The sequence below is a fragment of the Streptomyces sp. NPDC087440 genome, assembly GCF_044744005.1.
Lineage (GTDB): Bacteria > Actinomycetota > Actinomycetes > Streptomycetales > Streptomycetaceae > Streptomyces.
The window spans coordinates 26,139-47,473 of sequence record NZ_JBIUXN010000001.1 but is presented as its reverse complement, the minus strand read 5'-3'; the positions used below and the strand labels follow the sequence as shown (position 1 = coordinate 47,473).

Below are 21,335 nucleotides of genomic sequence, written 5' to 3'. Positions count from 1 at the left end.
CGACGTGCCCTGACCTGACCGCGCGTCACCCGAAGCCACCGCCACCAGCTCCACCCGCAGCATCCCGCACGTCTCCACGGAAGGAAGTCACCACATGTCCGAGAACACCGCTGTCGCCGTCGACACCGAGGAACTGCGCTCGCTCGTCGCCGACGCCCTGGAACTCCCCGTCGAAGAAGTGACCGACGAGGCCCACTTCGTCGACGACCTCCAGGTCGACTCGCTGATGGCCCTGGAGATCGTCGTCAACCTGGAGAAGAAGTACGCCATCAAGGTCGACGAGTCCGACTTCAAGCAGGTGTCCAACCTGCTCCAGGTGCGAGCACTGGTCGACTCCCGGCTCAAGTAACCGTCCCGGCCCCGGGTCCGTGGGCCCCCGCGCGTCGGCGCGGGCCCACGGACCCGCCCCGCACCACCGGCCGGGCCCCACCGTCCGCCGGCCCGCGTCCCGTGGCCGCCCCGCGAGGGCGGCCGCGGACACCGACCCGCACGTCCAGCGAAAGGCAGCAGGCATCATGAGTGACGGCGCACGACCGGTCGCCCTCGTCACCGGGGGTTCCCGTGGAATAGGGCGGTCCGTGGCCACCCGGCTCGCCCGCGACGGCTTCGACGTGGCCCTGTGCTACCGCTCGGACACCGGCGCGGCCGAACAGGTCGCCAAGGAGATCACCGAACTCGGCGCACGGGCCCTGACCTGCGCGCTGGACGTCGCGGACCCGGCCGCGGCCCGCGAGTTCGTCACCCGGACCGAGGCGGAACTCGGCTCGCTCGACGCCGTGGTCACCAGTGCGGGCATCGTGCGCGACAGCCCGCTCGTCCTCATGGAGGACGCCCAGTGGCGCGACGTCGTCGCCACCAACCTCGACGGCACGTACGGCGTCTGTCGCGCCTCGGTCTACTCCTTCATGAAGCGGCGTACCGGCACCATCGTGACCATGTCGTCCGTGGCGGGCGTGTACGGCAACGCCACCCAGACCAACTACGCGGCGTCCAAGGCCGGCATCATCGGCTTCTCGCGCTCGCTCGCCAAAGAGGTGGGACGGTACGGCATCCGCGTCAACTCCGTCGCTCCGGGGCTCATCGAGACCGACATGACCGCGGCCATGTCCGACGCCGCCAAGAAGCAGATCCTGGGCAGGATTCCGCTGCGCCGCTTCGGAACGGCCGAGGAGGTCGCCGACCTCGTCTCCTTCCTCGTGTCGCCGCGGGCCGCGTACATCAGCGGCCAGGTGTTCGGCGTCGACGGAGGGCTGGTGGTGTGAGCAGCAGCGGTACGAACTCCGGGGGCGGCCATGCGCGTACGCCCGGGGCGTGCGGCCCGACGCACCGCACGCGGACTTTGCGCCTTCGGCCAGGGACGCGGTCGTGAGCGGCCGCGGCGGGGTGCTCGCGGCGCCTTTCGACGCCCTGCGCGCCGCGTACACCGCCTTCCACCCGCCGGGAACGGCACGTCGCCGCCGTCCCGCGCAGTTCGGACTCACGGCGCAGGAGGTGACGATCCCCGCGGGCCGCGGCGGCCGGACCCTCTCCGGCTGGTACTGCGCCGCGGAGCGGACCGACCGCGTGGTGCTGCTCGGCCACGGGCTCGGCCTCGACAAGTCCCGCAGCCTGCCCTACGCCCAGGCCCTGCACCGGGCCGGGCACTCGGTGCTCCTGTTCGACTACCGCAACCACGGCGACAGTTACCGTGACCGAGGCTTCACCGGCTTCGACCGCAGGTTCGCCCAGGACACCGTCGCGGCCGCTCGCCACTGCGCCGTCCTGACCGGGGGCACCCGCCCCCGGCTCGTCCTCTACGGCTTCTCGCTGTCCTCGTTCGCGATGCTGCGTGCGCTGCGCACGCTGCACCGGGACGTCGACGCCGTGGTCTGCGACAGCGGACCGGCCTGCGACCCCCCGGCGATCTCTCCGAACCTGCTTCGCGAGGGTTTGCTGACGCTCCCCGAACGCTCCCGGGAGGGGAGGGCCGCCACCGTCGCCGCACGGGCCTTCGAACTGTTCAACCACCTCACCATCGGCAGCACACAGTGGCCGCCGGCCCCGACCGCGCCCGGATACGCCACGACCCCGATGCTCTTCATCGGCGGCGGCGCGGACACCGTGGTGCCCGCCGAGGAGATCGTGCGCCTCGCGCACCGTTACCCCCACGCCCGCACGCTCGTGCTTCCGGGCGCCCGGCATCTGCGCGGCCTGTGGACCGACAAGGACCGCTACACCTCGACCGTCCTGGACTTCCTGGACACCACGCGCGTACGGACCGCAAACGCCACGGAGACGGCCGCCGAACCGACCAGGACGGTGCACCGATGAGACTCGGACTGAACCTGCGCTACCTCGGCCCGCTCGGCGCGGGCGCCGACCCGAGGACCTCCGCCCGCTACGTCCAGGAGGCGGAACGGCTCGGTTACGCGGTGGCCTGGACGGCCGAAGCCTTCAGCTCGGACGCCGTGTCCCTGCTCGGCTACCTCGCCGCCCACACCAGCCGCATCGGCCTGGGCACCGCCGCCATGCAGATCCCGGCCCGGAGCCCCGCCATGACCGCCATGACCGCGACCACGCTCGACATCCTGTCCGAGGGCCGCTTCCGGCTCGGCCTCGGTGTCTCGGGGCCCCAGGTGGCCGAGGGCTGGCACGGCACCCGCTTCGACAGACCACTGGCGCGCACCCGCGAGTACCTGGACATCGTCCGCATGGCGCTGCGCCGGGAGGACGTCGTGTACGACGGCGCGCACTACCGGCTGCCGCTGCCCGACGGACCGGGCAAGCCGTTGCGCCTGGGCACCCGGCCGCGTCGCAAGGACGTGCCGGTCTACCTGGCAGCCGTCGGCCCGCGCAACGTGGAACTGGCCGGGGAGGTGGCCGACGGCTGGCTCTCGGTCTTCTTCCAGCCCGAGACCGTCGCCGAGCATCTGCCCCTGTTGCGGGCGGGAAGGGCGCGTACGGGCCGGGACCTGCACGGGTTCGACGTCGTGTCCTCGATGCCCGCGGTGATCGGAGACGACGTCGCCGACTGCGCGGACCGCGTCCGCATGTACACCGCGCACTACCTGGGCGGGATGGGGTCCCGCAAGGAGAACTTCTACAACCGCCTCGCCGCCCGCATGGGTTACCCGGACGCCGCGCGCCGCGTCCAGGAGCTGTACCTGGAGGGGCGCCCGCGCGAGGCCGCCGAGGCGATACCCCAGCGGTTCCTGGAACGCACGTGCCTGCTGGGTCCCGTCGACCGCGTCGCCGGCCTGCTGCGGGAGCACGCCGGGTCGGGCGTCACCACGCTGTCCGCGATGATCTTCCCCACGGACGCGGAGGACGGCCTGCGGACCCTGCGCTCCCTCGCGGACGCCCTGGACAAGGCGGGCGTCGGATGAACCCCACGACGCGCGCGGCCCCGGTGACGCCGCGCCTGTCCGCGCGGACGCCCGCCTCCCCGCCCGGCCCTCCACCGGGCCCCGTCTCCGCACTCCGGACCCTCACCCTCAGGAAAGGCATGGTCGTCCCGTGTACGACGTCATAGTGGTGGGAGCGCGGGTCGCGGGCTCCCCGACCGCGATGCTCTTCGCCCGTGCCGGATACCGCGTGCTGCTGCTGGACCGCGTACGTCATCCCCGTGACACTCTCTCGACCCTCTACATCCACCAGCCGGGCGTCGCCCATCTGAACCGCTGGGGGCTGCTCGACGCTGTCGCGGCGACCGGCTGCCCGCCGATAGAGAAGATCCGCCACCAGGTCAAGGACGTGGCCCTCGAAGGGTCTTCGTGGCCCGCCGACGGAGTCACCGCCGCATACGCGCCGCGGCGCTACCTCCTGGACCACATCCTCACCGAGGGGGCGGTCGCCTCGGGCGCCGAGTTCCGGGAGCAGTCCACGGTCGACGAGCTCTTGTTCGAGGAGGGCCGGGTCACCGGCGTCCGTTACCGCTCGGGCGGGAAGCAGTTCGAGGAGCGGGCCCGCCTGGTGGTCGGCGCCGACGGCATGCGCTCGAAGGTCGCCGAGCTCGCAGGCGCCGGGACCGAGATCGAGGATCCCCTTCTGACCTGTGTGTACTACTCGTTCTGGTCGGGCATCGACACCGGTTTCGAAGTGTACGAGAGCACCCGCAAGTGGGCCGGGTTCGTCCCCACCAACGACGGCCTGACCCTCGTCGGTACGTATTTCCCGATGGCCGAGTACGACCGGGTGCGGGCCGACGCCCGTTCCGCCTACCTGGGCAACATCTCCGCGATCGCACCCGTGCTCGCCGACCGCATGGCGGGGGCCACGCAGGAGGACCGGTTGTTCGGCACCGGCGACCAGCGCAACTTCTTCCGTCAGGCGGCCGGCCCCGGCTGGGCGCTCGTGGGAGACGCGGGCCACCACAAGGACTCGCTGACGGGCAAGGGCATCACCGACGCCTTCCGGCAGGCTGTCGCACTCGTCGAATCCGTCGGCGAGGGACTGCGGGACGGGCCGGGGCTGGACAAGTCGCTGCGCCAGTACGGCGAGCGACGCGACGACCTGGTCATGGACGGCTATCGGGACACCCTGGCGGCGGCGGAGCTGCGGCCGGGCCGCCGACTGCCGCTGATGCGGGCCATCGTGGGCGACCCGCAGCTGACCGCGCGCTTCTTCTCCGCGATCTCCGGCGTACTGCCGTCGGAGGAGCTGATGACGCCGGAACTGCGAGAACGCGTCGGGGCGTGACGCGGGCCGTCCTCACCGGCCGGACAGCAGACGCACGCCGGCCCTCGCCCGCCGTCAGAGAGGCGGGGAGGGCCGGCGTCCGGACGGACCGGTCTAGAAGCCGGCCACCGCGGGACGGGCGGCCACCGAGCGGAAGCACTCCCGGGGGTCCGGGACGAGCTTGCGCGCGTCCAGATCGAGGATGCCGCCGACGTTGAAGACCTCCGCCACGAGAGTGCCGTCCGTCTTGGTCATGGTCTGCTCCACCCGGAAGCTCTTGCCCTCGCCGAAGACGAAGGCGCAGCTGACGTCGACCTCGTCACCGGCGACCACTTCGCGGTGGTAGCGGATGGTCGTCTCCAGGTTGACCGGACTGACCCGCTTCTTCAGCAGGTCGCCCTGGTGGATGCCCGCCGCGTTCAGCAGCTCCCACCGCGCGTGCTCGGCGTGCTGGAGATAGACGTTGCCGTTGAGGTGTCCCTGGGCGTCGGTCTCGTAGACGCGGACGGTGACGCGGACGGTGAAGGGCTCGGTCATGGCTGGTTCTTCCTTTCGACTGCGCGCGCTTCACGCGCCGTGGACGATGTGGCGGGCGACTTCCACCCGGGAACTGATGTCGAGCTTCCGGAAGATCGCCCGCAGGTGGTAGTTGACCGTGTGCGGGGACAGGCTGACCCGTCGCGCGACCTGACGGTTGGTCAGCCCGTCGCTGACCAGCAGGGCGATGGATCTCTCCGTCTCCGAGAGCGCCTCCCAGCCCGTCGTGGCCGCCTCGGCCCGGCGAGGAGCGTGCGAGGGCGGCGGCCCCTGACGCTGTTCCCTGAAGGCCTGGATGCGCGCGGTGTCGCCCTGCGAACCGATCTGCGCGAAGCGCCGCTCCGCCGACCGCAGCGCCGCGGCACCGAGAGCGCCGGTCTCCTCCCGGCCGCTCAGGAGTATCCCGAGGTCCTCCTCGGCGAGCGCGCCCGCGCAGGGACTGACGTGCTCACGGGCCGCCTGGCGCAGGGCGTCGGAGTTCCGTTCCAGCAGCCCCCTGGCGTGCAGCGCGCCGACGGCCAGGGTGGGGTGACCGACGTTGGCCGCCGCGAACCTCTCGGCGGCCGTGACCACGGTCGTGGCGAGCGGGATGTCGTCGGCGGCCAGGGCGAGCCTGACCAACCAGGCGGCCGCGGCCGCCTCTTCGACGAACAGTTGGGGGGAGGTGAGCAGATGGGCGTACGTGGTGGTCAGCACCTCTGACGTGCGGTGCGGGCCGAGTTGCAGGGTGGCCACCAGACACTCGCCCCAGTCGAAGTGGATGGAGGGGAAGACCGTGCTGTCGGCGCCCACCGCCGCCCTGCACCGCCACACGTAGTCGGAGGCCGACGCCAGGTCGCCGCGGCGCAGGGCGACCAGGATCAGCACCGCCTGCCCCACCGGCACGACCCAGCCGCCCCCGGCCCGTGCCGCGATCTCCAGCCCGGACTGGGCACAGGCCTGGGCCTCCTGGAGCCTGCTGGACTGGAGCAGCACTCTGGCCCGCGCGATCAGCGGCGTGGCCCGGTGCGGTCCTCCCAGCGCCTCGGCCTCCGTACCCGCCGCCTCGATCAGCTCCTCGGCCTCCTCGAAGCGGCCGACGTCGGAGAGCTTGGTGGCCAGCGCCATCCTGACGTAGGGGGACCACATCGGCGGGGTCGCGGGACCCAGGCTCTCCACGGCGCGCCGCGCCCACGTGAGCCCTTCGGCCAGGTTTCCCGCCGCCCACTCCAGGTTGGACATGACCACGGTGGCCGTCACGATGTCCGCCTCGTCCGCGCGGCCCCGGTGGCCGGCGAGCACGGCCCGCGCCCGAGCGGTGGTCCGCTCCGTCCCGTCCGAGAAGAGGGAGACCGTGTTCCGGGTGATGGTGCCGAGGTGCTCCGCGCGTGCGGAGCGCGTCCTGGTGGGCTCCACGAGGGCGTAGTGGGACTCCAGTGCGGTGGACAGGCCGGTGCGCAACGCCTCGGTGAGCCCCAGCGGCAGGGGCTGTGCGCGCGTGCTGCGTGCCATCAGCAGGGCGGGCAGCAGCCGGTCGACGGCTCCGGGCCCGTCGGACGGCACCGGGAGGCGGGCCGGTACCGGCAGCCGGGAGGGAGCGTCCGCGGATGCGGGCGGGCGGGCGGGGGAGGCGGGGGTGGCGGTCACCGGGCTGCCGGTGACCAGGAACTCCGGTGGGATCGGCACTTGCAGGCAGTGCTGGCTGCTCAGCGCCGCCATGTCCTGGCGCAACGCCTGACGGACCGCGGCGGGGAGCGTGGCGGCGATGGCGCACCGAATCAACTCGTGCTGGAACAGGGTCTGTTCACCGGGGCAGATGAGCAGACCCGAATCCAGGGCTTCGTTCAGAGTGGGAAGCATCGACGCGGTGGTCTCCCGCAGCATCGACGCGACCTCCATGACCATGAAGGATCCGCCAACGGCCGCGGCGACCTGGAGGAGTTGGCGGGCCTTGTCCGAGAGGGAGTCCAGCCACTGCTGCGCGAGGTCGCGCACCCGCCGGGGCACGCGCTCGTCCAGCAGCTCGGCCCGGCCGCGGGAGATCTCCACCAGACCCTCTTCGCGCAATCCGCGGATCAGCTCCACGACCAGCAGGGGATTTCCTCCCGCGCTGGAGACCGCGGCCGCGAGTCGCGGATCGGGTGTCGCGCCGAGGAGGCTGGCGGCCATTGCCTGGGAAGTGCCGTCGGAGAGTCTGCCGAGATCCATGCGGTCGCTTCCGGTGAATTCACTGGAAAGACGGCGTAACGCATGGTCCTGCAATCCGGTGCGGAGTCCGATTATCCGCACCAGCGGCGCTTCTGGGGAATTCCTGGGGATCCGGTGGCGGGCGAGTGCTGTCACCGCCTCGGTCAATTCCTCGGACGCGTCGTGCAGGTGGTCCACGACGACCAGTCGGGGGCCGGTGCTGGGGGCTCCGGGGGAGAGCACCCCGCGGAGTGAAGCGGTTTCCTCGCGCCCCGCGGTCCTGCCCACGGCAGGTGCGAGGAAGGAGGAGACGGTGTATCCGCCCTTTTCGGCGGCGCGTTGGGATTCCAGCAGCAGCTGTGTCGTACCGATACCAGGGGGTCCCTGGATGACGAGGGTGCCGCTGTGTCCGGCCCTCCCGTCGGCAAGTAGCTGCTGTATTCGCTCAATTTCTGCTGTCCGACCGAAAGTCTGAAGTAATTCAGTGCGATCTGTCATGTCGCCTTAAGGGGTGCGGGCGTCGGATCGGGCAAAATCCGAACATGCGGACAGGTGGGTGCTTTCTGTGCACTTGCGTTGCGGTTTCACCATGGTTTCCTCTCCCCTTTGCGGCGGATCGGCTACCAGTGCGACCCCCGTTCAGACTGGCATAGACCCAACTGTTTCCGGCGTGACCTTCGTCTCGGTTTCGAATTCCTTGACGAGGATTTGGTGTGGCGAGCAGGGAAGTGCCCATGGCGGTGCGGTGTTTCGGGTGGGGAGGAGCCGGCTCGGAGGGGGCGGGTCAGGGCCGTGGCGGCGGACACGTCTCGACGTGCGGGCGACCGTCCGTGATGCGCACCACGGGATCGCCGGTGAGCTGCAACAGGACGGTGCGCAGCGAATCCCGGGCGAGTGGGGTCAGCCCGGCGAGCAGGTCGCTCTCGATCGCGTCCACGTCACGGCGGGCGGCCGTGAGGGCGTCCCGGCCCGCGTCGGTCGCCTCCACGATGCGCGCGCGTCTGTCGGCGGGATCGGGGCGACGCTGGACCAGCCCGGCCGCCTCCAGCTCGTCGAGGACGATGACGAGCTTGCTCTTGTCGACGGACACGACCTGGGACAGGGCGAGTTGACTGCGTGTGGGTGCGTCGACGACCCCCATCAGCACCGTGTATCCCCACAACGTCATGCCGTGCTCGCGGACGGCCGCGGTCTCCGCGGTGGCGAGCCCTTGCTTCAGTCGGGAGAGCAGCCAGTGGAGATCGCTGCCGAGCAGGCTGCCCGACGTCCGTCCGTCGACGGGGGGTGTGAGGGACATGGCGGCAGTCTAGCGCAGAATTGAGATCGTCTTGACTTGAGATTATCTCCAACTACCCTTATTTCAGGGCGAGATCATCTCGTCAGCAGGATCATTCAGATCGAAAGGGACAGTTGTGCCGCATCTGCTGCACCTCGACACCAGCGCCCGGAGCGACTCCTTCTCCCGGGAGCTCGGAGCCACGTTCGTGGACCACTGGAGGGCCGCCCAACCGAACGGCACCTACACCTACCGCGATCTGGTCAAGGACCCGGTGGAGCCCATCGACGAGGCGGGTTCGCGGCTGGTCACGGAGTCCTCCGTGCACGGCGTGCAGGACCTCGCAGCCATGGACGAGCTGGCGTCCGCGCCCGAACTCGCCCCTGCCTGGGCAGTGACCCGCCCGCTCATCCACGCGCTCCTGAGCGCGGACGTCCTCGTCATCGGCGCCCCGATGTACAACTTCTCCGTCCCCGGCTCCCTCAAGACCTGGATGGACCGGGTGACCCTGCCCTGGCTCCCGCTCTCGGGCAAGACCGCCGTGATCCTCAGCGCCCGCGGCGGCGCGTACGGCCCGGGGACCCCGCGGGAACCCTTCGACTTCCAGGAGCCCTACCTGCGCGCCTACTTCTCAACGCTCAACCTGACCGACATCGAGTTCGTGCACACCGAACTCACCCACGCGCCCGCCGTGTCCCGCCTGGCGCACTTGCGCGACATCCATGACACGTCCCGGGCCACCGCGCTGGACAGGGTCAAGGAGCTGGCCCACCGGCTCCCCCCGACGGTGCGGAGCGCCTGAGCCGTACGTCCCGACCGGACGTGACGGACACGGAGCCGGCACGCCCCGGACGGCTCGTTCCAGGGGCATGCCGAGGACCGGCGGCCGGGACACGCTGCGCGCGGCGCCCCGACCGCCGGCGCGGCCGCTCTCGCCCTGGCCGCGACCGTTGACGGGTGAGGGGCAGGGGCAGGCCGTGGACCTGGTGCGTCTCTCAGACGGGGACAACAGTCTCCGGGTGCGTGTGCCGGGCCGCCGCAGGCCGGGGGTGCTGCTGCACGACCGGCTGGCCGCTGAGGTGCTCATCGAGAGTGGTTTCGTCTGGATGTACTGGCCTCGGGCGGTGACGTCTGCTGGATGGACGACGACCGAAGCCCTGAGATCCGGGTCCAGGCACTCAACGAAGCCTTCAGACGGGGGCGTAGCAGGTCGATGGCTTCTTGCCCCGGCCAAGGGCGACCAGCAGCCGGGCCTCGACTGGTGCGGCCAGGCGGTCCGCGCCTTCCTGGGCGCGTATGAGGGCCAGGGCTGCTTCGGTGCGTCCCCAGCTTTCCAGCAGCGTGGCGGCGAAGTTGACCGCCTCCCACTGGTGGGGCTGGGCGTAGGGGGCTGTCACCGCCCAGGCATCCTCGTGCCGCCCCTGGCGGCTCAGTTCCGCAGCCGCGGTCCGCGCGCACTCCGCCAGGTCATGATCTTGCGTCTTCATGGGCGGCACTCTAGGGACGCCCACTGACAATCCGTTGTCTGCAGAAGCCACCGCGAGGGCGACTCCCGCGCCCTGATGAGCACGGGAACCGGCGTAGTGACAGTGGTGCTCGAGGACGTGAACTCGGCCGAGGACGCGATGCGGACCGCGCTCACGAACCGGTACGTGACGGTGCACCCGTTCCTTCGCTAGGGCTGTGTCTGCGGAGAACGCCCGTCGAGGGTCAAGGCGCGCAGCCGCAGCGGTACGACCAGGACGTCGATGGCGTCCACCAGGCTCAGGAGGTCTGTGTCCAGGCCCGTCACTGCAACGGGCACACGCCGCGCCCGGCTCCCCATCGAGAATCAGACAATCGGCATTTCAGGTGTGATCAGGAACTTCCCGGGCACTCGGCCTGGCGGAGGGGGCACCGGCTTCCGCTACGGCCGGACAGCCGCCCCTCCCCGCCGGACCCAATGAGGAAAAGGGAGTTATCGTGAGCGACATCTGGGGTTACCAGCCGACCACGGGCCACACCGCCGGAACCGACCTGACCGGGTACAAGGTCGAGGCGACGGACGGCAGCATCGGCAAGGTCGACAAGCACTCCGACGAGGTCGGCTCCGCCCATATCGTCGTCGACACCGGGGTATGGATCTTCGGCAAGCACGTCCTGCTCCCCGCGGGCACGGTCAAGTCGATCGATCCGCAGGAGAAGAAGATCCACGTCGCGCTCACCAAGGACCAGATCAAGGACTCGCCCGAGTTCGACAAGGACAAGCACACCGGCGACGCCGGATACCACCAGCAGGTGGGCGACTACTACGGCAACCCGCGCATCTGACACCCAGGTACAGCGCGTGAAGGCCGGAGCCCGGCCGGAGTTCATTCTCCGGCCGGGCTCCGGCACGGACTGCTTGAGCCGGGAGGGCACTGCGACGGCCGGATCCTGCCCGGTGGCAAGGACGAGTAACCGGCGCAGTTCGACGGACGGTGGTGCGCGGCCTCTACGGTTGGCTGCGTCTCGGTCCGCACGTGGATCCAGGAGATCGAGCTCCCCGCCTTCGCCGGCTACGACCCGTCATGGGTGAGGTGCTCCTGGTCGCAGCGCGCGCCCTCAGGACGCCTGTCAGTGGACGGAGGTGAGGCGGGCGTAGACCACGACGTTGTCGTCGTAGCGGCGGGTGGTGGGGGAGTAGGCGCCGCCGCAGGTGATGAGGCGGAGACCGGCGTGGTCGAGGTTCTTGTACACCTCCACGGTGGGGAAGTCCTTCTTCGGGTAGCGGACGGTGCGTTCGACGGTGAAGCGCGCGGTGCGGCCGTCCGCGCGGGTGATCTCGATCTGCTGGTCCTTCTTGAGGTCGCCCAGCTTGAAGAACACGCTGGGCCTGTCGTTCCAGGTGACGTGCCCCGCCACGACGGCGGGTCCCTTCTGCCCGGGTGTGGGGCCGGGGGTGAACCAGCCCGCCTTGTCCGGGTCCTGCGGGGTCTCCATGGCGCGCCGGGCGTCCAGGCCCAGCCGCTCCAGGGAAGAACGGACGCCGATCGCCGGAATCGAGAGGAGCTCGGGGGAGGAGGCGGGCAGGACTTGCCTGCCTCCGGGCGAGCGAGTGGGGTTGTGGTGGGCATGACCGGACGGTGGCGGACCGCCTCGGACGGACGAGTTCGCGGACGGGGGAGGAGCGGGCGCCGCCTGCGGCGGTGCTGGTTCCTGGCGGGCCACCCCCACGGCCAGGAGGACTCCGGCGGCGGCCGTCAGGGCGGCGGACGCCACGAGGAGCGCCCGCCGCCGACACGCGTTTTCTGCCCCGTACCGCCGGGCGGCGCTGTCGCCCCTCGGTGGTGCGGTCTCTTCGGGGGAAGTTCCTCCGGTCATGGCCGGGACCCCGGTTCAGCGAGCCCGGGCGTCGTGGCGCCGGCGCGCCACGACGAACGTTCCGGCAGCCCCGGCGAGGGCCGTGCCCCCGAGCGCGAGCAGAGCGGGTGACTCGACGCCGCCCGTGGTGCCGGTACCGGTCTCGACGCCCCCGACCGGTACGGAGCCGACGGCCGCGCCCTCGATCATGCCGCAGCTCGCAGGTGCGGTGGCCTCCTGAGGCAGCTTCGGGTCGAGTTCGCTCTTGCCCTGGGAGAAGTCGTACTTCTTGTTCTCGTTCGGGTCGATGCCGTGCTGGACGACGTGCAGGTCCTGGAGATGGTCGGCCGCTGTCTGCGACACGGTGATCGTGCGCTCGTAGGAAAGGCGTCCCTGGGCGTCTGCCGTCGGCATCCGGTCGACGGCCAGGCCGCTCGCCTTGCTGGTGTCCCCCTTCGTGGTCAGAGAGATGTTGATGTCGCCGTAGTCCGGGATGCCCTCGGCGGTGGTGACGAGGCCGTCGCCGTTCTTGTCGGCGGAGGCGCTGGGGCAGTGGAAGTCGTGCCCGTCGGTCGAGCCGTGCAGGTGCTGCGCGTGCGGCTGTCCTGGGACCAGGCCGTCGGCCTCTATCTTGACGGTGAGCTTCGTGCCGTCCAGCGTCAGCATGGCGATGCCGCTGGCCCCGCTGTCGTTCAGCTGCTCCAGGCCGACCTGGTAGGTCTTGCCGTCGGCCGCCGCAGCGGTACCGGCGAGGCCGAGGACGAGTGCGGCGGGCAGTATGGCAAGGGCGGTGAGACGGGCGGTGCTTGGGGTGATCACGATCGTTCGACCTCCAAGAGGGCGGGACCGCCCGGCACATTGCGTACGGGCGGGATGAACGTGGTTCACCGGTTTCGCCGTCCGGGGGCCAGGGGTACGAAGACCGATCTGGTGTGTGATTCGGAACGGGGTGCAGGGGTGGATTGGTCGCACCCGGCGTTCTCTCGCCAACGTTCCTTGCCGGGACTGTAGTTGTGAGCCCGGCTGCGAAGGGGAGCGCCCTGTTCGCAGCGGACCGGTCGCCCGGGAGAACCCGTGCCACAAGATGCCTGGCGCGCGCCCTCAAGGGCGGAGACTCCTGGTGAACGAGGCGCTGGAGTCAGTGGATAAGGACGGACCGAGGGTGCGGTGACTGTCCTGCATCGAGCGCGGAATGCGCGACATATGCCTGGTGGGCAATTTCGTATTGCTTTGTCCTGGGGAGTACGTTGCGGTACTGCCGGGCCACATTGGTGGCTCCCGCAGGATGGAGAAGAGCCGCATGCTGATCGCGCAGCGTCCGTCATTGACCGAGGAAGTCGTGGAGGAGCACCGATCCCGGTTCGTGCTCGAACCCCTGGAGCCGGGATTCGGCTACACACTCGGCAACTCGTTGCGCCGTACCCTCCTGTCGTCCATCCCGGGGGCTGCGGTGACGAGTATCCGTATCGAGGGGGTGCTGCACGAGTTCACCACCGTGCCAGGAGTGAAGGAGGACGTCACCGACCTCATCCTGAACATCAAGCAACTCGTGGTCTCCTCGGAGCTTGACGAACCGGTGACGATGTACCTCCTGGCGCAGGGTCCCGGAGTTGTCACCGCCGGCGACATCGCCCCGCCGGCCGGTGTCGAGGTCCACAACCGGGATCTCGTCCTGGCCACCCTGAACGGCGGGGGCCGCCTGGAGATGGAGCTGACCGTGGAGCGCGGCCGCGGCTACGTCTCGTCGGTCCAGAACAAGCGGGAGGGACAGGAGATCGGCCGGATCCCCGTCGACTCCCTCTACTCACCTGTCCATCGGGTCACCTACAAGGTCGAGGCCACCCGGGTCGAGCAGCGCACGGACTTCGACCGTCTGGTCGTCGATGTGGAGACGAAGCCGGGCATGCTGCCCCGTGACGCGATGGCATCGGCGGGCAAGACCCTGGTGGAACTCTCCGGCCTGGCCCGCGAACTCAACACCGACGTCGAGGCTCTGGACTTGGGCAACCCCCTGGTGGACGCAGCGACGACGGCCCAGCTGGTGGTGGCGATCGAGGACCTGGACTTCTCCGTCCGCACCTACAACTGCCTCAAGCGCGGCGGCATCCACACCGTGGGCGACCTGGTGGCCCTCACCGAGGCCGACCTCCTCGACATGCGCAACTTCGGTTCGAAGTCGATCGACGAGGTGAAATCCAAGCTGGAGGAGTGCGGACTGACCCTCAAGGACGGGGGCCCTCCCGGTTCCGCTGCGGCCCCGGCACCGGGCTTCGAAGGGCAGGATGCCGGTACCGGTTTCGTGGGCATCGGGCAGTACTGAATCCACGCACACGTTACTGGCCGGCATGCACGTCGCGGGTCACCGCAAGCCCGTTGTCGGCGGGCCGCCGGGCAGCGACGTCGGCGGAGGCGGTGGATCGTTGACGCCCGCGTTTCAAGGGGTGCGCTCGCTGTTTCTTGTGTCCCGCCTGGGCTCGGACGCCGACATACTCGAGGCCGCCCGGCAGGCGGGTGTGGAACATGTCGTGCTGGTGTCGTCCATCACCGTCCAGACCCACCCGCACCTCGGCCCCGCCGGCGAGAACCTGGCGGTGGAGCAACTGCTCAAGGCAAGCGGCATGGCCTGGACGATCCTGCGGCCGACGCAGTTCGCCTCGAACGCCCTGATGCGGGCGGCTTCCATCCGGGGCCACGAGACCGTCCGCGCGCCGTACGCCGAGACCGCGCTGCCGACCATCCATCCTGCGGACATCGCGGCGGTGGTACGGGCGGCACTGACCGAGCCCGGCCACCACGGGCGCACATATGCCTTGACGGAGGCTCAGACGACAGGTCGAATCTGGAACTGATTCACGCAGACTGCCATCGGGAACACCATGCCCTTGGCGACCGAAGGGCACCAATTGCGCGGGCCTCGCAGCCCGCTTGAGCCGTGTGCGTTGCGAGGCGCACGCACGGTTCTGAGGGGGGTCCGGCGCAGCAATGCGCCGGACCTGCCCGACCGCAGAGGCCTCGCCGGTTCCGCCGTCGGCACCCCCGACCTCCAGATCCTCAACGGCACCGCCCGCCCGGTCCACCACGCCGACGTCGCGGTCATCGTGACCAACGGGCGGGTGACCGTACCCGCAGAGACCTTCGCCCACCAGCAACGCCTCCACGTCGTCGACCGTCACATCCTCGCCACCTGGGCCTCCGGCTCCCGCCCCCTGTGGGACCTGCTCCCCGCCGTATCCCGGCCGCGCAAGCCCGGCGCCCTCTCTTGAGCCCCACGCATACCGATCGCCGCGGTCGGGGCAACAGCCCGGCGGCAGCGGCGGTTTCAGGAGATGGGCACCGCCGGGCGACGCACGGGGCGACATCCGGGCCTGGTACCGCTCAGGGCCGGGGTCTGGGACGTTGCGCCCGGCACCCCGTTCCATTGGTGGGCTCCCAGCCGAACGTCCCCTGCGTGCAATGGGCGTTGGCCGTTGGCACTGTGTTGCCGTGCGGAATTACGTCCTAAGGGCTGTCCCGTAACTGGGGTTACGGACAGGCGTCAGACGCTCGGGTTCCTCCACAGGTGTCGCTCGTCCAGGGTCCCGAACCGCACCTCTCCGCGTGCAAGGTCGACGAGGATGGGCCAGCAGTCCAACAGCTGCTCTCGCGGCTCCCGCGAGGCGAGGTACTGCACAGAGTTGTAGGGCACGATCAGGGGCCCGTTGCTCACCCGAACTCGCTCTGCGTCGATGGCGAGAGGCGGCTCATCATCACGCTGGCTGTCCGCGAGAAACGCCACCGCGAGTTGCAGGGCCTCATCCTGTTCCATGATCCGTCTCCAGCCCGTCGCCTCGAAGGAGAAACCCTAACCAGCCTGGAATGATCTTGGTGTGGCTGGTGTGATCACGGCGTCGGAGCCGTCTTGGATAGCCCCGTTCACCGGGCTGAACCCGCGGCAGTTCGGGAAGCTGGTGACTGTGCTGCGGCGGTAGGGGGCGAACGCGGTCCGCAGAGGCCGGCCGTGGAGTCCTCCGCTGGAGGACCGGGCCCTGCTGGTGGCGGCCTACTGGCGCACGAACCTGACCATGCGCCAGCTCGCTCCGTTGTTCGGGGTGTCCAAGTCGGCGGCTGACCGGATCATCGACCACCTCGGGCCGATGCTCGCGCTCCAGCCCCGCAAACGGTTCGCGAAGGACACCGTGCTGATCGTGGACGGCACCCTGGTCCCCACCCGTGACCACACCATCGCCGAGCGGTCGAAGAACTACCGGTACTCCACCAACCACCAGGTCGTCATCGACGCCGACACCCGCCTGGTCGTCGTGGTCGGTTGGCCGCTCGCCGGGAACCGCAACGACTGCAAGGCATGGGAAGAATCCGGCGCCAAGGCCGCCGTCGGCAACACCGTCACGATCGCCGACGGCGGCTACCCGGGCACCGGACTCGTGATCCCCCACCGCCGACAGCAAGGCCAGACCGAACTGCCGGACTGGAAAGAGGAACACAACAAGTCCCACAGGCAGGTCCGGGCCCGCGTCGAGCACGTCTTCGCCCGCATGAAGACCTGGAAGATCCTCCGCGACTGCCGCCTCAAGGGCGACGGCGTCCACCACGCCATGCTCGGCATCGCCCGGATGCACAACCTCGCCCTCGCCGGATAGACCAGGGATCACACCGCGACCAACGATGCCCGGGACAACTTGGAGATCATTTACGGGACAGCCCTTAGCATCAGGGCATGGCCGACCACGAGACGGCGTTCGCTTCCCTGGACGGAACCGCCCTGTCCGGCACGTTCCGTCTTGAATGCCGTCAGGCTGCTGCTCAGCGCAGCGACGTGGAGCTTGACGAGGTTGACGCTGTGGCTGATGTCGCGGTAAATCTCCTTGTAGTGCTCGGAATCCTGCGCGCCGATCCACGGCGGGCGTATCCAAGGTTCATTTCCGGGCTGGGTCATGTTTCCTCCTTTTCGTAGCGTTCGCTGTTTCTCTGGCCCCTTCACATGTCTCGCTGAGGAAAAGGGTGGATGAATCGATACTCGGTCCCTGGATCTGCTGGCTCATCATCCTGTTTCCGGCGGCTGCGGTGGCACCGTGGGTGCTGCACTCCTGTTTCATACGTATACGGCTCAGGATCTGGGGGGTCGCAGTCAAGGCGGAATGCACGGGGACCAGCTATTACGGCCAAAAGCAGGGCATCGATTACGTGTACTTCGCCCCGAAGGGGAAAAGGAACTGGCGGCTCTTCAGGGTCGAGTACGGGATTCCACACTTCGAGGAGGGCGACGCGGTCGAGGTGGTGTACGACAGGGGACGGCCGTCCCGCTCCCGCACCCAGTTCGAACTGGACCGCTGGTGTCCGTGGGCGGGAGCGACCGTCGGGTCCTATCTGTTCGCGCAGTTGGTGTGCGGCATCGTCGGTGTGGTGTTTCTCCGCGTCGGGATGTTCCGGGGGTAGGCAGTCCGGTCAGCCGAAGAAGCAGACCATCTCGGCGACACTCGGGCCGGAGGCCGCCGGATCGGATGCTGCCGGGCCGGAAGTCCCGGACTTCGACGGCAGGTCCTCGTCAGGCTCCCGGACTCCTGTGCCGGGGCGCACCACCGGCACCGGATACTCCAGCCTTTCCGCGTCCTCGTCCTGATTGACCGTCGCGTACATCCAGTTGGCCTCGGCGAGGTGGTCGACCGCTCGTGCCAGCAGGTAGTCGGTCACGGACCAGTCCGCGGCCTCGCCGTTCAACTCACGGGCAGAGGCGCTGTCCTGCGGCGGGTGCCGCACCAGCACCGCGAGTCGGCGGGAGGAGAGCCGGCCGCGGTGCCAGTCGAGCAGGTCCACGCCGTAGTGCCTGAGCAGGTCGGCCTCCAGGGCCTCGGCGTGCTCTTCGACGAGCGCGCCGAGGCTCAGTCTTCCCCCAGGCCCAGCCCCGCCTCCTGGCCGTAGGCCTCCAGGATGGCGGAGATGTCCTGCATGGTGACGCCGTCGAGCCCGTCGAAGCGGGCGTACTGGCTCTCGCCGAGCAGCAGGGTCAGCAGGGTCTGGTGCGCGCCGGCCAACGGCGGGACGAGACCGGCGCGAAGGTGAACGAGTACCACTACTCCAACACCTCCTCAGCCGCGTCGAGTTCGACCAGAATCCGGTCCGCTTCCGCCTGAAGCTCCTCCGCTCGCACCCGGGCAGTGGTTTACCGCTCCTCCAGCAGCCCCATCACCGACGCCACCGGCCACCTCCGCATCGCCGAGAACGAACTGAACGCCCGCCCCTCCCTCGAGGACATCGGAACCATGCCTGACCAGGGGAAACTCAACGCTCACAATCGGAAAGACAACGGCTTCTAGGAGGTCGTTTTCATCTGCAGAGTCTGTTTGCTCCCAACATGCCCTTGTGGCAGGGCGGCATCCAAGCGCTGCCGTGGGCACCCGTGACTCGGGGGCTCACGGGAGGCCCGGATTGCCTGTCTCATCCCGCAGGGCCTGTCTCACTCCAACAAGCGTGGCCCACACCGTTACGTCCCTCGCCGACGCGTCCAGATCCGTGAAGCGAGCGGCAGCGGTGCTGTATTGAGGCATATGAGGGGGCGCAAACCAGATGAAAACGACCTCTGAGGCCTGCGGCGGTCAGAACAGTGGGAGGGTGCCCGTCAAGGCCCGCCGGTAGGCCGTCGGGAGACGCCGATCGCCGCCGAGGGGTGCTGGTGCAGGGAGACGGCCGCGCCGAAGCTCGCGTGGCCGCGACGTCCTCGACGGATTTCTCGCGGGAACCGGCCTCTCCCTCGACCTTCCACCACCATCACCCCGAAGCGCCGACTGCAAGTACGGCGCCCTCTTATGGTCGTGCCTGCGTGGGCAGGGTGAGAACTTCGGCTCCGTTGTCGGTGATGGCGATGGTGTGCTCGCTGTGCGCGGTCCGGCAGCCTGTCGCGCTGCGCAGTGTCCAACCATCGGGGTCGGTGACGAGTGTGGCAGTGTCGGCCATGACCCAGGGCTCCAGGGCGAGCAGCAGTCCGGGGCGCAGCTTGTATCCGCGGCCGGGCCGCCCGGTGTTCGCGACGTGTGGGTCCTGGTGCATGGTCGAGCCGATGCCGTGGCCTCCGAACTCGGTGTTGATCGGGTAGCCCGCCTTGCTGAGGACCGTGCCGATGGCGTGGGAGAGGTCGCCGATGCGCGCCCCAGGCTTGGCGGCGGCGATGCCCGCGGCGAGTGCACGTTGGGTCGTCTCGATCATCGCAACGCTCTCCGCCGGCCTGGCCTTGCCCACCAGAAAGCTGATCGCGGCGTCCGCTGCCACCCCGCCCCTGGCCACGGCGAGGTCGAGAGTCAGCAGATCCCCGTCTGCCAGTGTGTAGTTGTGAGGCCGCCCGTGGAGCACTCCGTCGTTGACGGCCGTGCAGATGTAGTGCCCGAACGGGCCGCGCCCGAAGGAAGGCGCGTAGTCGACGTAGCAGGACTGTGCTCCCGCCTCGGTGATCATCTCCTTGGCCCACTGGTCGATGTCCAGCAAGTTCGTCCCGACCGTGCTGCGCTGCTGCAGCGTGTGCAGGATGTTTCCGACCAGGGCGCCGGTGTCTCTCGCCCGCTCAAGCCGCGCGGGGGTCAGGATCTCGATCATGGGGGCCTCTCCGATGCGTCCAATAACTATGCCGGTATAACTGTACCGGTATTTGAATGGGGCTTTGGTCGTGTTGCCGCTCCTCCCTGAACTCCCGCCCCTCACCGAGCCGACTCCGACGGCGGCTGCTCGTGCTGCTCTCCTCGATGGCCCTGGGCTCTCCGGCCTGCTCGTCACCGCCGGTCCCACACACGCGGACGAGCTGGTCCAGATCACCGAGTCGGCCGACCCCGTCACGGTCGGCACCCCGTACACCTACACCGTGACCGTTGTCCCCGGACGGGATCTCTTCAACGCCTCCGACAGCATCAGCGGTCCGGCCACGATCACCAGTGCCGACAACGGCGGGGACCCCAGCCTTGTCTGCTCCCTCTCCGCAACGAGCTACTACCGCTACACGGCCCAGTCCGGTCTCACGAACTCGGCGGTCCTGACGCTGACGGTGCTGCCCCACGCCGCTGGCACCGTGACCGCCAGTGGCGCCTCGGAAGCCAACAACCGTCAAGGCTCCGACAGCATCACGACCACTGTCAACGCGGCCCCGCCCGTAGCGGCGGACATCGACGTCGATGTCACCGCGCAACCGCACCTGGGCATCCTGGTCCTGTAGCTCACCTACACCCTCAAGGCCAAGAACACCGGCCTCGGCGACGCTCACCGCGGCCCTGCCCCCGGGGGGCGAGCGCCACGAACCTCTCCGCCGGATGCACCACCAGCACAGGTACCGTGACCTGTACTTACGGGGCTGTCACCGACGGAGCCGCCTCTTCGAAGACATTCCGCGTCCCGCTGCACCTGCTGTCCCTGGGACCCGTCACGGTAACCGGCACACGAACTGCGTCCGCCCCAGCGACCCGAACGCGGCCAACGACCGCGACTCCGCCTCCTGCACCGTGATCTCCCTCGTCCTCGTCTCCTGCGCGTAGGCTGCACCCCTGCCTCGACGCATAACCGCGCAGGGCCCGCACCTCACCTCGGGTGCGGGCCCTGCCGCCGCCCCCCTCACGCTGGTACGGCCTGGTTTCGCGGGACGGCTACGTGTGGGAGCACACCGGCTGCGAGGCCTTCACCGCCCTCGCCACGGTCTCTACCGCCGAGCTGACCACCACACACGTCGCCGAAGCGACCGTCAACGGCGACTGCGGACACTGCACCCCGCGTGAGCGGGCCTCCGGGCGCGTCTTCCTGGCCCGGTTCGCGGCGGGCTTCCGCTGCACCCGTGACTCGTCGGGCACCGGCTGGCGGGCCGAATCCCTCAACGGTTCCCCCGGCTTCACCCTCCTACGCTCCTGACCCGCATGCAGGCCTCTGGCCGCGGTGCGAGAGGCGACACGGATCGTGTGTGCCAGGGCCCGGGAGGAAGAGGCGCGGTGAGTGTCGGCGCATGAGGCCTCGGTACAGCGGGGCCATGCCCGTGGAGGGGGTTGAGGGCGCACTGGGCGTCCCCGACGAAGGCGAGTCGCCGCAGCGGAGGGGCCGGCCGTAGCGGTGCCAGTGGTTCCCGAGCCCGGAGTACCGGCTAGAGGGGGCTGAGGGGCTGACAGCCCTCTACGATCTGCTTGATGTGGGGGTTTTCGAGGGCGGCGGCGTAAGCGTCGAACCCCTCGGGGGCGGAGACATCGCCGGCGCCGAAGAGACAGACGAGCCAGCGGTCGTCCTCGATGGCGACGACCAGGCCGCCACGGGGAGTGGTGGGGGCGATGGTGGCCTGCAAGGAGGCCTGGAAGCCCGGGTGGCAGCCGGGAGGGGGCGGTCGGGAAGGTGCCTGGACGGTACGGAAGGGTGCCGTCGGCTGTCC

Annotated in this window: 25 protein-coding genes and 4 pseudogenes; 16 read left to right on the top strand and 13 right to left on the bottom strand. The window is 69.5% G+C overall.

Translation table 11 applies throughout. From position 1 onward, the window contains the following. Nucleotides 1–94: 94 nt before the first annotated feature. The 5 genes from ACIO3O_RS00250 to ACIO3O_RS00230 all read left to right on the top strand — a co-directional run bounded on the left by ACIO3O_RS00250 (nucleotide 95) and on the right by ACIO3O_RS00230 (nucleotide 4,677). Nucleotides 95–349, top strand: coding sequence for an acyl carrier protein (locus ACIO3O_RS00250; protein ID WP_401740054.1), 255 nt, complete (start codon nucleotides 95–97; stop codon nucleotides 347–349). A 166-nt stretch (nucleotides 350–515) separates the two neighbouring features. Further along, entirely contained in the window at nucleotides 516–1,262 is a 747-nt protein-coding gene (gene fabG, locus ACIO3O_RS00245) for a 3-oxoacyl-[acyl-carrier-protein] reductase (RefSeq protein ID WP_401740053.1), read from the top strand. A 103-nt stretch (nucleotides 1,263–1,365) separates the two neighbouring features. After that, a complete protein-coding gene (locus tag ACIO3O_RS00240) occupies nucleotides 1,366–2,310 on the top strand; it encodes an alpha/beta hydrolase (RefSeq protein WP_401740052.1) in 945 nt (314 codons plus the stop codon). Then, a complete protein-coding gene (locus ACIO3O_RS00235) occupies nucleotides 2,307–3,365 on the top strand; it encodes an LLM class F420-dependent oxidoreductase (RefSeq protein WP_401740051.1) in 1,059 nt (352 codons plus the stop codon). Before ACIO3O_RS00240 ends, ACIO3O_RS00235 begins: the two co-directional genes overlap by 4 nt. Nucleotides 3,366–3,495: 130 nt before the next feature. Then, complete coding sequence (locus ACIO3O_RS00230; protein ID WP_401740049.1) at nucleotides 3,496–4,677, top strand: NAD(P)/FAD-dependent oxidoreductase; 1,182 nt, start codon at nucleotides 3,496–3,498, stop codon at nucleotides 4,675–4,677. 93 nt (nucleotides 4,678–4,770) lie between these two features. Here ACIO3O_RS00230 and ACIO3O_RS00225 read toward each other — a convergent pair whose 3' ends face one another. The 3 genes from ACIO3O_RS00225 to ACIO3O_RS00215 all read right to left on the bottom strand — a co-directional run bounded on the left by ACIO3O_RS00225 (nucleotide 4,771) and on the right by ACIO3O_RS00215 (nucleotide 8,656). Then, nucleotides 4,771–5,193, bottom strand: coding sequence for an acyl-CoA thioesterase (locus ACIO3O_RS00225; protein ID WP_401740048.1), 423 nt, complete (start codon nucleotides 5,191–5,193; stop codon nucleotides 4,771–4,773). 30 nt (nucleotides 5,194–5,223) lie between these two features. After that, a complete protein-coding gene (locus tag ACIO3O_RS00220; protein WP_401740047.1) occupies nucleotides 5,224–7,380 on the bottom strand; it encodes a LuxR C-terminal-related transcriptional regulator in 2,157 nt (718 codons plus the stop codon). A 763-nt stretch (nucleotides 7,381–8,143) separates the two neighbouring features. Then, nucleotides 8,144–8,656, bottom strand: coding sequence for a MarR family winged helix-turn-helix transcriptional regulator (locus tag ACIO3O_RS00215; protein ID WP_401740045.1), 513 nt, complete (start codon nucleotides 8,654–8,656; stop codon nucleotides 8,144–8,146). A 115-nt stretch (nucleotides 8,657–8,771) separates the two neighbouring features. Between ACIO3O_RS00215 and ACIO3O_RS00210 the strand changes: the two genes are divergently transcribed. After that, complete coding sequence (locus ACIO3O_RS00210) at nucleotides 8,772–9,437, top strand: FMN-dependent NADH-azoreductase (RefSeq protein ID WP_401740044.1); 666 nt, start codon at nucleotides 8,772–8,774, stop codon at nucleotides 9,435–9,437. Next, nucleotides 9,358–9,726: pseudogene (locus tag ACIO3O_RS00205) on the top strand (hypothetical protein); the annotation flags it as partial. The gene ACIO3O_RS00210 and the pseudogene ACIO3O_RS00205, both read left to right, overlap by 80 nt. Nucleotides 9,727–9,825: 99 nt before the next feature. Here the strand turns inward: ACIO3O_RS00205 and ACIO3O_RS00200 are convergent. Together ACIO3O_RS00200 and ACIO3O_RS00195 are read right to left on the bottom strand one after the other, a co-directional pair. Beyond that, nucleotides 9,826–10,122 (bottom strand): hypothetical protein, encoded by a 297-nt coding sequence (locus tag ACIO3O_RS00200; RefSeq protein ID WP_401741909.1) that lies wholly within the window; start codon nucleotides 10,120–10,122, stop codon nucleotides 9,826–9,828. Between the two features lie 188 nt (nucleotides 10,123–10,310). After that, nucleotides 10,311–10,439 carry a hypothetical protein gene (locus tag ACIO3O_RS00195; protein ID WP_401740043.1) on the bottom strand — a complete coding sequence of 43 codons (129 nt, stop codon included), beginning with the start codon at nucleotides 10,437–10,439 and terminating at the stop codon, nucleotides 10,311–10,313. A gap of 155 nt (nucleotides 10,440–10,594) precedes the next feature. On the opposite strand from ACIO3O_RS00195, the gene ACIO3O_RS00190 reads away from it, so the two are divergent. Then, complete coding sequence (locus ACIO3O_RS00190; protein WP_401741804.1) at nucleotides 10,595–10,945, top strand: PRC-barrel domain containing protein; 351 nt, start codon at nucleotides 10,595–10,597, stop codon at nucleotides 10,943–10,945. Nucleotides 10,946–11,230: 285 nt separating this feature from the next. On the opposite strand, the gene ACIO3O_RS00185 is transcribed toward ACIO3O_RS00190, so the two are convergent. Together ACIO3O_RS00185 and ACIO3O_RS00180 are read right to left on the bottom strand one after the other, a co-directional pair. Then, nucleotides 11,231–11,977, bottom strand: a complete 747-nt coding sequence (locus tag ACIO3O_RS00185; protein ID WP_401740041.1) for a class F sortase — start codon at nucleotides 11,975–11,977, stop codon at nucleotides 11,231–11,233. A gap of 15 nt (nucleotides 11,978–11,992) precedes the next feature. Then, nucleotides 11,993–12,775 carry a hypothetical protein gene (locus ACIO3O_RS00180; protein WP_401740040.1) on the bottom strand — a complete coding sequence of 261 codons (783 nt, stop codon included), beginning with the start codon at nucleotides 12,773–12,775 and terminating at the stop codon, nucleotides 11,993–11,995. Nucleotides 12,776–13,256: 481 nt separating this feature from the next. Here ACIO3O_RS00180 and ACIO3O_RS00175 point away from each other — a divergent pair, with 481 nt between their 5' ends. From ACIO3O_RS00175 to ACIO3O_RS00160, 4 genes and pseudogenes are all read left to right on the top strand, one after another. Next, a complete protein-coding gene (locus ACIO3O_RS00175; RefSeq protein WP_401740038.1) occupies nucleotides 13,257–14,276 on the top strand; it encodes a DNA-directed RNA polymerase subunit alpha in 1,020 nt (339 codons plus the stop codon). A 25-nt stretch (nucleotides 14,277–14,301) separates the two neighbouring features. Continuing rightward, a pseudogene (locus ACIO3O_RS00170) lies at nucleotides 14,302–14,772 on the top strand (SDR family oxidoreductase); the annotation flags it as partial. After that, complete coding sequence (locus ACIO3O_RS00165; RefSeq protein WP_401741803.1) at nucleotides 14,760–14,885, top strand: HNH endonuclease; 126 nt, start codon at nucleotides 14,760–14,762, stop codon at nucleotides 14,883–14,885. The pseudogene ACIO3O_RS00170 and the gene ACIO3O_RS00165, both read left to right, overlap by 13 nt. Nucleotides 14,886–14,958: 73 nt before the next feature. Further along, nucleotides 14,959–15,219 (top strand): annotated as a pseudogene (locus ACIO3O_RS00160) (restriction endonuclease); the annotation flags it as partial. 272 nt (nucleotides 15,220–15,491) lie between these two features. Here ACIO3O_RS00160 and ACIO3O_RS00155 read toward each other — a convergent pair. Continuing rightward, the gene (locus ACIO3O_RS00155; RefSeq protein ID WP_401740037.1) at nucleotides 15,492–15,761 is read right to left on the bottom strand and encodes a hypothetical protein; all 270 of its coding nucleotides are present in this window, start codon (nucleotides 15,759–15,761) and stop codon (nucleotides 15,492–15,494) included. A 61-nt stretch (nucleotides 15,762–15,822) separates the two neighbouring features. Between ACIO3O_RS00155 and ACIO3O_RS00150 the strand changes: the two are divergent. After that, a pseudogene (locus ACIO3O_RS00150) lies at nucleotides 15,823–16,593 on the top strand (transposase). Between the two features lie 50 nt (nucleotides 16,594–16,643). Here ACIO3O_RS00150 and ACIO3O_RS00145 read toward each other — a convergent pair. Beyond that, a complete protein-coding gene (locus ACIO3O_RS00145) occupies nucleotides 16,644–16,889 on the bottom strand; it encodes a hypothetical protein (protein WP_401740035.1) in 246 nt (81 codons plus the stop codon). Nucleotides 16,890–16,954: 65 nt separating this feature from the next. Here ACIO3O_RS00145 and ACIO3O_RS00140 point away from each other — a divergent pair, with 65 nt between their 5' ends. After that, nucleotides 16,955–17,389, top strand: a complete 435-nt coding sequence (locus tag ACIO3O_RS00140; protein WP_401740033.1) for a hypothetical protein — start codon at nucleotides 16,955–16,957, stop codon at nucleotides 17,387–17,389. Between the two features lie 9 nt (nucleotides 17,390–17,398). Here ACIO3O_RS00140 and ACIO3O_RS00135 read toward each other — a convergent pair whose 3' ends face one another. The 3 genes from ACIO3O_RS00135 to map all read right to left on the bottom strand — a co-directional run bounded on the left by ACIO3O_RS00135 (nucleotide 17,399) and on the right by map (nucleotide 19,537). Continuing rightward, the gene (locus ACIO3O_RS00135) at nucleotides 17,399–17,767 is read right to left on the bottom strand and encodes a hypothetical protein (RefSeq protein WP_401740031.1); all 369 of its coding nucleotides are present in this window, start codon (nucleotides 17,765–17,767) and stop codon (nucleotides 17,399–17,401) included. A 65-nt stretch (nucleotides 17,768–17,832) separates the two neighbouring features. Next, the gene (locus tag ACIO3O_RS00130; RefSeq protein ID WP_401741907.1) at nucleotides 17,833–18,024 is read right to left on the bottom strand and encodes a hypothetical protein; all 192 of its coding nucleotides are present in this window, start codon (nucleotides 18,022–18,024) and stop codon (nucleotides 17,833–17,835) included. Between the two features lie 730 nt (nucleotides 18,025–18,754). Continuing rightward, nucleotides 18,755–19,537 carry a type I methionyl aminopeptidase gene (gene map, locus ACIO3O_RS00125; protein WP_401740029.1) on the bottom strand — a complete coding sequence of 261 codons (783 nt, stop codon included), beginning with the start codon at nucleotides 19,535–19,537 and terminating at the stop codon, nucleotides 18,755–18,757. Between the two features lie 70 nt (nucleotides 19,538–19,607). Here map and ACIO3O_RS00120 point away from each other — a divergent pair, with 70 nt between their 5' ends. After that, on the top strand, nucleotides 19,608–20,147 hold the full coding sequence (locus ACIO3O_RS00120) for a hypothetical protein (RefSeq protein WP_401740027.1): 540 nt from the start codon (nucleotides 19,608–19,610) through the stop codon (nucleotides 20,145–20,147). A 428-nt stretch (nucleotides 20,148–20,575) separates the two neighbouring features. Next, nucleotides 20,576–20,830, top strand: a complete 255-nt coding sequence (locus tag ACIO3O_RS00115) for a hypothetical protein (RefSeq protein WP_401740026.1) — start codon at nucleotides 20,576–20,578, stop codon at nucleotides 20,828–20,830. Nucleotides 20,831–21,056: 226 nt separating this feature from the next. On the opposite strand, the gene ACIO3O_RS00110 is transcribed toward ACIO3O_RS00115, so the two are convergent. Continuing rightward, nucleotides 21,057–21,251 (bottom strand): hypothetical protein, encoded by a 195-nt coding sequence (locus ACIO3O_RS00110; protein ID WP_401740024.1) that lies wholly within the window; start codon nucleotides 21,249–21,251, stop codon nucleotides 21,057–21,059. Between the last annotated feature and the right edge of the window lie 84 nt (nucleotides 21,252–21,335).